The organism is Niallia sp. MER 6 (assembly GCF_023714395.1).
Taxonomy (GTDB): Bacteria; Bacillota; Bacilli; order Bacillales; family Cytobacillaceae; genus Niallia.
This window is the reverse complement of the sequence record NZ_JAMAUK010000057.1, coordinates 1-13,087: the sequence shown is the minus strand read 5'-3', so window position 1 is coordinate 13,087 and position 13,087 is coordinate 1. Positions and strand designations below refer to the sequence as shown.

14 protein-coding genes are annotated in these 13,087 nt (G+C 32.0%); all 14 read left to right on the top strand.

Features of this window, described 5'->3' with window-relative positions; all coding sequences use genetic code 11:
* Positions 1-76: 76 nt before the first annotated feature.
* The 14 genes from M3600_RS27465 to M3600_RS27400 all read left to right on the top strand — a co-directional run bounded on the left by M3600_RS27465 (position 77) and on the right by M3600_RS27400 (position 12,984).
* Positions 77-535 (top strand): CPBP family intramembrane glutamic endopeptidase, encoded by a 459-nt coding sequence (locus M3600_RS27465; protein WP_251648375.1) that lies wholly within the window; start codon positions 77-79, stop codon positions 533-535.
* A 585-nt stretch (positions 536-1,120) separates the two neighbouring features.
* A complete protein-coding gene (locus M3600_RS27460; protein WP_251648374.1) occupies positions 1,121-1,390 on the top strand; it encodes a hypothetical protein in 270 nt (89 codons plus the stop codon).
* 450 nt (positions 1,391-1,840) lie between these two features.
* Positions 1,841-2,077, top strand: coding sequence for a hypothetical protein (locus M3600_RS27455; RefSeq protein ID WP_251648372.1), 237 nt, complete (start codon positions 1,841-1,843; stop codon positions 2,075-2,077).
* 130 nt (positions 2,078-2,207) lie between these two features.
* Positions 2,208-4,829, top strand: coding sequence for a hypothetical protein (locus tag M3600_RS27450; protein ID WP_251648370.1), 2,622 nt, complete (start codon positions 2,208-2,210; stop codon positions 4,827-4,829).
* Positions 4,830-5,072: 243 nt separating this feature from the next.
* Positions 5,073-5,255 (top strand): hypothetical protein, encoded by a 183-nt coding sequence (locus M3600_RS27445; protein WP_251648368.1) that lies wholly within the window; start codon positions 5,073-5,075, stop codon positions 5,253-5,255.
* 101 nt (positions 5,256-5,356) lie between these two features.
* Positions 5,357-5,704 carry a hypothetical protein gene (locus M3600_RS27440; protein ID WP_251648366.1) on the top strand — a complete coding sequence of 116 codons (348 nt, stop codon included), beginning with the start codon at positions 5,357-5,359 and terminating at the stop codon, positions 5,702-5,704.
* Positions 5,705-5,718: 14 nt separating this feature from the next.
* Positions 5,719-6,996, top strand: coding sequence for a CpaF/VirB11 family protein (locus M3600_RS27435; protein WP_251648364.1), 1,278 nt, complete (start codon positions 5,719-5,721; stop codon positions 6,994-6,996).
* Between the two features lie 94 nt (positions 6,997-7,090).
* Positions 7,091-7,930: a hypothetical protein gene (locus M3600_RS27430; protein ID WP_251648362.1), complete on the top strand. Its 840-nt coding sequence runs from the start codon at positions 7,091-7,093 to the stop codon at positions 7,928-7,930.
* A complete protein-coding gene (locus M3600_RS27425; RefSeq protein WP_251648360.1) occupies positions 7,927-8,670 on the top strand; it encodes a hypothetical protein in 744 nt (247 codons plus the stop codon). Before M3600_RS27430 ends, M3600_RS27425 begins: the two co-directional genes overlap by 4 nt.
* A gap of 13 nt (positions 8,671-8,683) precedes the next feature.
* Positions 8,684-9,049, top strand: a complete 366-nt coding sequence (locus tag M3600_RS27420; RefSeq protein ID WP_127742242.1) for a DUF4320 family protein — start codon at positions 8,684-8,686, stop codon at positions 9,047-9,049.
* Positions 9,050-9,230: 181 nt separating this feature from the next.
* On the top strand, positions 9,231-9,449 hold the full coding sequence (locus tag M3600_RS27415) for a DUF5415 family protein (RefSeq protein WP_127742244.1): 219 nt from the start codon (positions 9,231-9,233) through the stop codon (positions 9,447-9,449).
* Between the two features lie 66 nt (positions 9,450-9,515).
* A complete protein-coding gene (locus M3600_RS27410; RefSeq protein ID WP_127742246.1) occupies positions 9,516-9,785 on the top strand; it encodes a TrbC/VirB2 family protein in 270 nt (89 codons plus the stop codon).
* Positions 9,786-9,855: 70 nt separating this feature from the next.
* On the top strand, positions 9,856-12,252 hold the full coding sequence (locus M3600_RS27405) for a hypothetical protein (RefSeq protein ID WP_251648358.1): 2,397 nt from the start codon (positions 9,856-9,858) through the stop codon (positions 12,250-12,252).
* A gap of 63 nt (positions 12,253-12,315) precedes the next feature.
* Positions 12,316-12,984, top strand: a complete 669-nt coding sequence (locus M3600_RS27400) for a type IV secretory system conjugative DNA transfer family protein (RefSeq protein ID WP_251648356.1) — start codon at positions 12,316-12,318, stop codon at positions 12,982-12,984.
* Positions 12,985-13,087: the final 103 nt, after the last annotated feature.

Sequence of the window (13,087 nt, the reverse complement as noted above, 5' to 3'; positions counted from 1 at the left end):
TTCTTTAATCATAAAAAATTCCCCTCTTGTCTTCACGAACCATAGCTCCTCTCAACAAACTATGGTTCTATTTTAGATGGGGAATTTTATTCCGGCTATATTGAGGATTTTAACATCGGCTTTAACAACTTTTAAAGGATTAGCAGTTCTTCTTCTTCTTGGGAGTTTATTAGCTATAATTAAAGGTTTTATACCCATTGAACCTACATCAAATATTTCCCATATAAATAAAGAGCTAGGTAGTAACTACTTAAAGATATTAAATACTTTTCTAATAATACCTATTGTAGAAGAATGGATATTCAGAAAATTTATTCCAGAAATTTTTCAAGATATAGTGGGAAGAAAGAAAATAATAATATTCTCCAATTTGCTTTTTTCATTTCTTCATTTTGACTGGTTTTTTCTTTCCTACTTTATGAATGGTTTAATTTACTCATGGGCATATGCAAAAACAAACGATTTAAAGATCCCTATAATAATTCACAGTATTTGGAATATAAATGTTTATTTAATATCGATAAATTTACTGTAATTCTAGACGAAATAAATACAGAAGAAAAGTGTTTGGTACATAAATGTTAAGCAAAGAGTAGGTGAAGAATACAGAATTTCACTAAATAGTTTGGAGTATAAAAAGTGCTCAGGGAATGATTTATAATAATAGAAAAATGTTCACTTCTTTTGAAGAAAACATAGCGTTTGGCACCTACAAACTTTAAACTTAGGAGATCTAAAAACTTTTATGGTAAAAAATACCCATAATTATTATAGGTAAATAGTATTGACCGCTCTATAATATCCGTGTAATATTTAGGTCGAAAGAAGATGTCGTGTAAAATAAATACATTTTATACAATTTGTAGTAATTATTAGTTACCTGATGCTACTGTTAACCTCTCTATTATAGAATAGCAATCGCCACATGAATTAATTGGAATTATTATTAAGTGTTACAAATTTCTTTAAAATATTATAATTATACTTTTTTAGAAATAAAGTTTCGTAAAATGATTTTCTTAATTAAGGTGTTTGTTTTGGAGAAGGCAGTAGTCCAGGTGGGCTACTGCCTTCTTTTTTATCTATATAAAATTTAATTAAAAGAAAGGAGGAAACTATTATGGTAGAAAAGTTATATGTCGGGTGGACTGAATATGATGTGAAAGAAAAAACATGGCAGTTACTAACAACAGACGGTTCAACCTATGTTAAGGTAGATTTTAAAGGTAATTTTATTAATACAGCGACTAAAAGAATGGTACCACTTTATAAAATCTATGATCAGATTAGGAATTGTACTGATTCAGAAGGAATGATTATAGCAAAAAGGAAACGTTATGGAACACCCTTATTACCAATGAAACATAGAAAAAAAGCAAGAATTGGATAATATGCCTTTAAAAACATGTATATATTTTTAATATGCAAATAATGGTTTTAAGAAACTGATTTTATTTTGCATTGTTCCTTGAAAACTTTATATAGTTGACGTACTGCACTTGTCCCTTTGCAAGTGTCACCTGGTTGGTTGCCAGGGGTATAAGGTTATAAGACGTAAGAAGGTGTCTTTATTTTTAACATAGTTTAAATAATGTTAAAGGTTTCTGATTATCCGAAATCAGAATCAATTAAGTACTTTGCGATGACCATAGAACAGCAAACCACTGTTTGATAATTGAAGCAAAGTGTATTTGCCAAGATCCTTATTTATAAGGGGAGCAATTTACTTAATAAGGTGGCAACTCAAGGCCTTAATCGTTGCATTAAACAAAGACATAATTTGTATACTAAAAAAAGATACACACTTAATGGGCAAAGCTACAGAAAAAAGGTGAACTGAATGAAAAAGAGTCTTTGGACTAGTGAAATAAGATTTATCTCTGGTAACAAAGAAATTTTGGAATTTGCTGATGAAGAAAAAGCTATTCAGTTTTACAACATACTTTTATCTACTCAAAAAGGAGACTTCGTTAGTATCTTTTTAGATACGGGTCTTACAGAAACATTAATCAATATTAACAATATTGAAACGATCACGAAACCGAAAAAAATGATGGATATATCCACTTTAATATAATTTAATCAGTCAACTACTATTATCAAAAGAGCTATCATTTCATGTATAGCTCTTTTTTATTTTTTTAAGGAGGGGAGGCTTACAGTACTATATTTTATCGAGAAAGAATATTAAGGAAAAGGAAGATAAAATGGTGATGAAATTTAGCTTTATATTTATGCTTTCCCTTTTTATAGTCCTTATCGCTGCAGCTGGACTAATGAAAGAGAAGGAAGTTTCTGCAGCAACCCTTCAAAATTTAAAAGATTCTACTATAGCAACAGTCGTAAATCAAAATACGGAAATTAGCAGTAAATATAGATTCTATCCGGAATTTACTATTGAGACTACTGTAGAAACATTCGGATCTGGGTGGTCTAAGAAATTCTCCAATGATGCAGCTGATGAATCAGCAGCTTATTTGGCATTTGTTCCGAAAAGTGATTCACAAAAAGGGAAGCAAGGAATTATTTATAAAAACGTGGGTTTATTTGAAGGAAAAGTAATGGATTTAAAGATAACCGTGTTGGATTGGGATAGTTTAAAAGAATCTCCTGCTAATATAGGTTATCGAATGAATAATATTGGACATATTACGCAAGGATACAGATCGGTTAAACAAAAATGGGAATTTATTGATCATGAAAATGGAACAGCAATTAAGGTACATGGTTATTTAACTGTTAACGATATTGATGCTGTACAAGGTGTATCGTTCACTGATACTCAAATAAACAAATTTGATAACTTGTATGTTACAAATGATGATTGGTTGAAATACGAACATAGTAATGGACAATATACTATTTTTGAAAGTGTAAATGGTGGAGCTACTAATTATGATAAGTTTGCCAGTTTTACTATTACTTTCTCGAATCAATCCGAGTTAACTTTTGAATGGAAGAAAATGTACGACTATAGTCCTTCTAAGACAAGGCCTACTCCTTCTTATGAAACAGAATTTATTTCACCTGGTCAGTATTTTTCCATTACTGGAACAAAATTAGCGAGAACAGAAGCTATGGCACTAGAAAAGTATATTAATACAACAAGTACTAGTGAGATGAAATTGGAACAAGAGAATGTTTTAACTTCCTATAAACAGAATTTTTCCTATGAATTAATAAATCAGGTACATGATGAATACCCAGAATTCTACTTTAGCAACTATCAAATAAAAGATGTGGTTCCTAAAGGATTAAAGATTGAGTCCATTAATATTTATGACAAGGACCAAAAGGATGTAAGTAGTTTATTTGATGCTAAAAATAGTGGTAATACAGTATTATTACAAGCAAAATCAACTTCTTTAGAAAAGAGCTCTTTTTATGGAAACACCTATAGAGTAGAAATCAAAGTAGTTCCAGTAAGTTTAAATGAATTAAATAAATTGGCAGAAAACGATGTGATTGAGTGGAAAAACACCGCAAGCAATAAGATTAATGGTGTAACAAGGAATTCTAATACCACTACAACTAAACTGTATCGAAGAAATGTTACCGAAAATCATATGGACAAAACAGAAGGTAAAACCATTGTAACCAACAGTAATAAAATGTTTGATGGTGAATCTTATTCTTATATTCCTAAAATGGATTTGACTTATAAATGGAACAATACTGCTTACCCTTACTCTCCAGAAAGTACGGATAAACAGGAAGGTACGATAAAAGGAAAAGATATTACGGTTAATTTTGAGTACACCCATCCAATTATTAATTTAGGATTTAAGAAGATTCAGATATATACAGATAAATCCGATAAAGGATTACCTGTAAAGCTTCAGTATGCTGTTGGTTTATTAGGTAATTCCGAAGGGTGGGACACTAAAAAAGTAGACATCATAATTAATAATAAGGATACAAATAAACAGGTGGTAAATGAAACTTTTACCGTTAATGAACTAAAGAATACAGTGGAACTTAAAATACCTACCAGTACTTTAAAAGTGGATGAGAAAGCTAATTATGAGGCTCAAATTCTTCCAAAAGATAAGGGTAATGTATTTATCCAGGAAGAGAAAGAAAAAATTAGCACAATTGGATATACTTCTTCAGAAGAGCAATTGAATATGAAAGCTGCCGATGTGGAAACGACTATTTATAGAGGGGTAATTATGACAGAAAGGGAAATTGGAGAAGAAATAAAAAAATACTATGAAACCTTAACGTTACCTACTTTAAAGCATGATCCAGTTAAAAGTGGTTATGGAATAGATCTGACCAAACAGATCACATATAAGAATGATTTGAAGATGTTGCTAAATCTAATTAAATCCCAATATATCGTTGATAATCGGTTAATTGATTCTTATGTAGATTACCCACAAAAAGATAATAAAGCCAATATAAATGCTGTAACACAGTCTATAAAAAGTAATGATGATACTCTGCAACAGGTAGTAACTCTTCCGAAAGTATACATTGAAGAAAAAACAGGTGCTGTTTTCTCTGAAGGACAGAAACTAGCTAGTGATGCTCGTATTCAATATAAACTTAAAAACGGTGGCAATAAACTTTATGTGCCAATTTGGCTAGACAAATTAGGGGAGTATGACATTCAATTTAGCAGTTTGGAACAAATAGGAGTTAACCAAGTATCTTTTCATATACAGGATTCTATTACTGTTAATGCCTATATGTATGGAACTATTGGTTCGGATACGATTAACAAGGATGAAATACTTATTGAGCCAGTAGATCCAGAAAATCCTTATCCAGATGGACTGCCAAAAGGTTGGACAGAAGATGATCTATCCTGGTTCATTGAATAATTATCTTTAATGAAATGAAAATGCTTGATACGAATTTTGCAATATAGACACTAGGTATAGTTAAATAATTTAGCTCCTTGACAAAGTGACGTTAGATTAAAATGTAGTAAAAGAAACGTATAAATAGATGTAACTCGTTTAGTTTGAATCTATAAAAAGTGTTCATAAGTTTCACCCTAGTAATGTATGAAAATACATTCCTTTTTTAATTCAACAAAATATAGATGAAGGTAGGAAAATATTATGTTAGAAACGAATACAGATCGCTTTTGGTGGATGATTGGTGCACTCTCTGTTGGAGGAGCAGTTTTTGCCGTACTTAAATTGAAATACCCAGAGTTACTTGATAAAGGTATTGAATATTTACTTGGCTCTTTCCCTAATATTGCAGGGGTTGCTTCAGGTTTATTAAATTTATTCAGTTAAAGTATAAGGAGTATACAACAGAATAGCTGGACTTCTTCTTAATTAGAAAGGATTACAAATAAATGCTAAGAGATCTTCCTTTTACTCTGTGGTTAATGCTTATGGGGATATTAATAATAATTGTAACAGGCATTTATTACCAAACTAACTTTAAGCAAGACTCAATTGTGCTGAGTCTAACGGAAACGATCAGAACAACTGCTATCCATAATGCAGATAATAGTTCGCGAATTAAGCCTGGAGAACTTTATATTTCTATCCAGGAATTCGAAAAGGACTTTGAAGAGAGAATGTCTGTAAATAATAATGTGAAAATTAGTGATGCGGCAACCTATAAATTTAAGTATTTAAAAAATGGAAATGGTGCCATAAAAGCTATTAAGGTACTTATTATAGATGGTACGATGAAATATCAAGCAACTGCTAAAGTAACTATTTCAGAATCATAATAGGAGGCGATAGGTTGATAGAGAATAGGCTAAAAGTAAAAACCCCGTGGATAAAGCCAGAAATTCTAAAAAATATACAAGAATCATTAATTCAATCCCATGCAGAACTAATTGTAAGAGGACTCTTAGATCCTGCTGCAAGGGATGAATTAAAACAAGTTGTTATGAAGGAACATCCATATGAGGTAAGAGGAAATGAAGATATTGTAGAATATATCGTCCAAGAAACGGTCGGTACAGGAATTATTGAAGAAATTATAAGAGACGAGACTGTTACGGATATTGGCTATAATGGTACAGATTTAATTATTGAAACGAATGATAAAAAAATGAAGTATACAGGGAACCGGGAGATAACAGAAGAGTATATCATTAGGATTATACAAAAATTCGCAAATGCAAATGGGAAAGACTTCACCCCTAAGAATCCAATTTTAGATGGTAAATTCGGCAATATACGTATTAATGCGGTACATGGCCAAATTAGTACAGCAGGAACTACAATGAGCCTTAGAGTAGTTCGTCCCCAACTAGCTTTAAGGGAAGATAACTTTGTTGATTTTGCTCCAGAATTTATGTACGCGGTCTTTGAAAGTGTTATAAAACTGAGGACAAATATTGTTATTAGTGGGGAAACTGGTACAGGGAAAACAGAGTTCCAAAAACTATTAGCTTCATTTATAGATTTTAAACACAAAATTGTACTAATTGAAGATACACCGGAAACATTTTTAAAAGAAATGTTCCCAGATAAAGATATTCTATCCTGGTTGACTAGTGCAGATATAACGATTACGGATTTAGTTAAAGCGGCATTACGTAATAATCCTAGATGGATATTAGTTTCGGAAACCCGGGGTCAAGAAGCATACGAAATGATACAAGCCGTTTTGTCTGGCCACCATATTGTTACTTCCTTACATGCTATCAACGCTAGAGCTATTCCTAAAAGACTAATAAACATGGCTAAAATGGGATATACCGTATCAGAGGAAGCATTAGAAGGAGACATCAGAAGATACTTTGATTTTGGAGTCCATATTAAACGAGTAGAGTATCAGAATCAGATTATACGATATTTGGATGAAGTGGTAGAGTTTAGTGAAGATAAAGACCAAACAATATTTCAACAACAATTTAAAGATGGTTACTTCACCTGTAAAACAGGTAGCATTTCTAACGAACTAAAAGATCTATTATCTGAAAAAGGAATAAAGATTGAATTTCCTGAAAATCAAACATTTACCCGTCCTGTTAGTTTTCTAAAACAAACAAAAAATATAGACCATTAATTATTGGGAATTTTTTTCAGCTATTATAAGTTAATTATAGTATTCTTACTCTCCAACTCTTAGTTTCTGGGAGGAAAAAAGCAGGTGTTTATTAGTGAAAGTTAATAAAAATGTGAGAAAGTTAAATACTCGAAAAAAACGTGTTTTAAATGTTAATGAATTAAATGCTTATAAAGTGGCATACGGAAAGCCCTTAAAAACAAAAGATTTTGTTTCCTATGTTGGAATGCCAGCTTTACTATTTGCTGGTTTTACATTCTTGTTACTTTATTATTGGTGGCTTTCTATCTTTATGGCTATTACAGGTGCCTTATATGGAATGAAAGTACTTTTACCTAAAAGTGTGGAAAAGGTTTATCAGTATCAATCCTTCGCTCAGAGAAATAAATTTATTAACAACATAACGCAGATATTAACGGATGATGGTAAAACAGTGACGATGGCTTTGGAAATAGCTAATACCAGAGCAGAAGGGGAATTTCAAAAGGATATTAATGAACTTCAAGCTAGGTTAATTGGTGCAGATAATACCATGATTAATAAGGCTTTTACGTCAATGGAAAATAAATATCAAGATGATGTTATCTTTGCTCAATTTTTAGAGCAATTAGAAACAGCGATGCTAGAAGGACGAACAAATATAGATACGTTAAAAGATATCAAAACATACCATAACGATATGAAAAAGAAACAGAGTGAATATCAAAACAAGAAAAACGGGCATCTAACAGATGTGAAGATGCTGGGAGTTGTTGTTGTCATATTCCTTTTAGCTGTTTCTTTTTCTTTTGGGATTAGTACGTATATTAATGACTTCGCACGACAACCAATAGGTTGGGTCACTTGTGGAGTATATATGCTTTTAATGGGACAGTTCTTTCGTAAGTTTTCTTTCTTCCTTTTTGATGACTCTGTTTTGGAGGTATCTCTATGAGAATAATAAAACAAACAACTAAAAGGAAGAAGTTTTATAGAGCATTGGCTGAAAAGGATCTATATCCCATGCTATTAGAGATGGGGAATAGCAAAAGGAATATTGATGCATTTCAAAAGAAAAGACTACTACAGTCATTATTTTTAATGGCTATATTCCTCTTTTTTAGCACCCTACTTACTCAATGGTTTTACCTTGTAATGATTGTAGGGGCTTTTTTATTTTATAAAATACAGTACAAAAATATTCGTTCCAAATATACAACATGGAGATTCCAAAGACATTTGCAGTTCTCCCAATTTACCAGGCTACTAATACCTTATTTAAAACAAAGTAAAGGACAAGTTTCCTTGTATTCGATTTTCAGTAAGTTAATGCAGCGTTTAGATGATGAGCAGGATAGAAGTTCTCTTTATAGGTTAATGAGTGAAATGAGTAGTAGACCTAACGATATACAACCGTTTATCGATTATGCCAATAGATCCAGTGGAACAGATATGTCAGTCCTTTTTATGAGTACGATCTTTGACTTTCAACAGAGTACTTTTGATACTTCCGTAATTGATGAATTAGGAAGAATATCTAGTGAAGAACTCATTAGTGGAATTGATGAGATCATTACATTTAAATTGAAACGATTTATCTTCTTTCCAACTAAAATTGTCATGTCATCATTCGTTATTGTTCTTGGTTTCGCAATAGCTATGCTAATTGCTAACCTTTCAACTATCAATTTATAAAGGAGGAAGTTACATGTTAGAGGGGGCAGTAATGGAATTTTGGAAATGGATGCTAACCATTGTATTACTGATGACTTTCGTTTCTTTCGCAATGTTATGTATTGATCTTGGAAACATTAACTCTTTCAAACAACAAGTTAATTATCAAATAGAAAGATATGGCGGTCTCACAGAAACAGCAGTAGCTAATCTTAATGAATACTCCCAATCATATTATCAAGGTGACTTTATTATTGAAAGTGGTCAATTAAATGAAAAGGTTTCATTTGGCGATACGGTAGATTACAACGTAAAGGGCACTTTTGATATCAAAATTTTCCCTATCATACCAGATGTACATTTAAGTGTTAAAGGAACGGGTGTTTCCCAGGTTCGTTAAAGGAATAGGTGAAGAAATATGTTAGAAAATAATATGTTTCGCATAATGATGTTCATTGTTGGCATCTTGGCTTTAGGCGGTACTTTTTATTATTTAAACCAACATTACGGAGAATATAAGGAGATAATGAATCAGTTTTCTTCTTATAGACTAAAAAAATTTTAATAATGAGGTATGAATCATGGCAGGAAGAAAAAAAGAGAATCCAGTAGAGAAAGCTGCTGAAAAGATCTTAAGAAATAGGAATATCGATTTCAATGAATGGAAGAAAGATATTATTACTAAAAAGAAAATCGCTGTAATGTCAGATGAAGATAAAGAGTGGACAGAACGAACTATCCAAGAAGCTGCATTGCAGCTCATTATTCAAGAAACGTTAGAAGAAGAATCTTATAGATAGGGAAATAATTTTCCCTATTAATATATGCTTTGCAAAAAATCTAAGAAAATGAAAGAAGGCTTTAACATGAAATTAAAAGAAACTGCTCAAAACCTAGCTTATAACGATATTTTTGATAGTGTATCAGGGTCATTAGAAAATTTCACTGGTAAGCTGCAAGGTATAGGCCTTGTCACGATTGTTACTTGTCTAGCTATTATAGGTTTTATGTTTATGTTTGGTGAAGGACCAAGTCGAACTGCAAAAAAATGGTTGTTTTATGTAATTGCAGGAGCATTTTTACTCTTTGGAGCAGCTACATTAGGGAGCACAATAAAAGATACAGCAGGTTTTTAATAATAGTTGGTTTGTAGGGAGATGATTCAAAATCTCCCTTTTTAATTTGTAGGCGAAAGGAGCTTATATAATGTATAAAATAACATTTAGATTATTGGATAAAAAAATTACTCGCTCGATTAAAGCTCTTAAAAGTAAGAATGGGTATTCTCTTCCTGAAGCGGATAGATTATTAAAAGAAATGCAAAAAGTGATTCATAAAGAGATGAAGATTACTATTGTCGTTCATGACCTTGATAATGAAATAGAATATACCTTTGAACAAAAAGCGATTACTCCGACTGGAAAAGAGGCAAACTTAATGGAAATTTTAAAGGATGATATCATTGCTTCTGGTCATGAAGATGCACAAAAATTAATTAGCGACTTAGAAAAACAATATCATATAGAGCGGATAGCTGAAAGAGAAAATGCTGGTAAAGAAAAGAGTCGTACAGCCAAGGGAAGTAAAAAAGGTCTTTTTAGTATATTAAAGAAACAAGAAGGCACACAAGTGACTTCAGAAGGATTTGCTGATCTCAATCGTGAAGACATCTACACTTCAAGTACAGATAACAAAGAATTCAATGAAGATGATTTTGCTGATATGAATGATCTTTCTAATGAATCGTATACAGAAGAAAAGAACCTGTGGGCAGATTTTGAGGAAGAAACAGAATACGTATCTGAAAGTATTAATACAAATGCTTTTGTTCAATTTGGATCTAATGAAAGTACTGAAGAAGAATTTTCTTTAAATAATGCTGAAATTCAGGGATACATTCCATCTGATTATACTAATTTTGAAACGGAACAGGTTGATAATTTAGAACAAGTAGTGATTTATGATGAATACGCAGAAGTTGAATCCATACCTGGCATTAAAAAAAATAACAATGCCAAATTAAAACATGAACAAGTTATTTTCCCAATTTATGATACGTTTATCGATATGTCTTCTACTAAGAGTGTAGTAGATCGAAATAAAGCACGATTGGATAATGAAAATTTACTTAAGTTTTTGGGGTTAAATAAACTCAATGACAGCACTATTCCAGAATTAAATACAGTCATTTATGATTATGCTATAAATGCATTAAGTGATACAAAATTTGAGCTAATCCGAGACTACTTCCTAAATCAAGTAGAAACCATTAAAGATAAAGCTCAAACGGAATTATCGCAGGCGTATGAACAGGCTATGTCACTTAATTACAGAGAAGCAGCTAAAGAACAAAACGGAGAAGAGTTACAATCTATTGGTCTGAAAAGTGAATCAGAATTTGAGAAATTCAGATTGGAACAAGATCAGGAATACATTAGTAAGTTAGAAAAATTTGAGTTGGAACAAGAAAAGGCATTAGAAGACTTTAAGCGAATGCAAGAAAATGAGAAGTCTACTTTTGTAAATGATTTATCTACAAAAAAAGATACAAGAATTGGCATATATAAAGATAATATGCAACTTCAACTTGAAAATAAAATGAACGATTTCTTAGATGATAAGATGTTTGATTTGAAAAATGCTTCCGTTAATCAATTATCCGAAATGAAAAGAAGAATGATCCGGATCTTTGAGGAAGAACTAGATGGCAGAGTAGATGACACTTGGAATATGATGCAAAATTCACTGAAAGAATTAAAACATGACATTCAAAACAGAATATCTAATTGGACCATTGAACTATCCAGAAAACGAAAATTAGAAGCGGAAGAACGCGAAGAGGAACGTAAACAAAAAGAATTAGAATTAGAAAGAGAACGAATTGAGGTTCAACGTCAGCAACTAAAAGCACTGCAAAATAGGCCTGAAAGGAACCAACACACCGGGATGAACGAAGAACTTTTCCTTAAAATGATTGATCGATACAATGACTTGCTTGATAAAACGTTAGATTCAAAACAAGTAAATATGCCGGCTCAACCGGTATACAAGGAATCCGAACAGCCTGAAGTAATGGCAAATACACGTAAAAGAAAAAACCCATTACTAATCACTTGTATAGTAGGAGCACTTCTCTTATGTGGGGGTCTGTTCTTAGGGCAGGCAATAAGCGAATTAAATAGTAATCATGTAGTAAAAGCTAAAGCAACAACAAGTACTAATATAGAGCAGGAACCATCAGCTGAAGTCCAAAAACAAGAAGCAATAATAACTTTAGAAGAGCTATTACAAGAAAAAAATTATGATAAAGCAATGGCACTATATAAAGATGATGATAGCCTAGTAACTATTGAAGAAACCCTTTTTCAAAACAAGGATTTAGCTTCCTTAATGACGTTCAATAAAGCATTTGATGGGGATACAGTATACGGAAAAATTGATGAAGCGATTCTCTCCAAGAATGATCAAAAGGTAACAGATTTATATATAAAGATGTCCAAGCAAGAAAAAAGGAATTTAAGCAAGGAGAGAAAAGCTGACATAGCACTATCCCTTTATCAAAGGGAAGAGAATAAACTTGCAACAGAATTACTTAGCAAATAAAAGTAGTGTTTTTTTACAGTTAAAGAAACATTGTTTCATCGCAAGAAAAGGTGGGAAAGCATTATGGCTATAAAGAAAAGAAAGTACTTATCCCATAGCTATAACTATAAAGTGGATGGGGAGGAACTTCCCGAAAAAAACAGCAAAATAAATATAAAGACGTTGCTGGTTTCTATATCAGTAGCGCTTATTGCGTTTTTATTCCTTAATTTCGTTGTAGTAAGCTTTTCTAATGTGATGCAGAGTATAGCAAGCGTGGATAAGGAATCATCAACCACTTTCGATATATTTCAGATAGGGATAGAGGATGATATTCACTTAATGAATGCCTTCAGTACTCCATTGGATTGGAAAGTAAATTTTATGATATTGGCCGTGGATCTCCTTTTAGGAACTTTCGTTTATTCAAAAGTTAATTATAAGAGTGAAAAAGAAATTGCCTATGGACAAAAAGGGGATTCCAGATTTACGAAAACTATTGAGATTGAAGAACAATACAAAGGCATTCCAGAAAAGGAAAAAGAATTTGAAGGGATAGGTGGTATCCCTATATCCCATTATAAAGACAACTATTTTATTGATACGGATACAGTTAATACTTGTATTTTAGGGGTTTCTCGTTCGGGTAAAGGGGAAATCATTATTACTCCCATGATTGATATATTAAGCCGAGCAAAAGAAAAATCTAGTATGATATTAAATGATCCAAAAGGTGGTACGACACGTTCCTAACTGAAAAGGTTAGGCATTGTTGAACCTAACAGTTCAACAATGAACTGTCATTTCGAGAAGTCAAATGATAGGGTAACGCCTTGAAGGGCTTCCTTTAATCCTC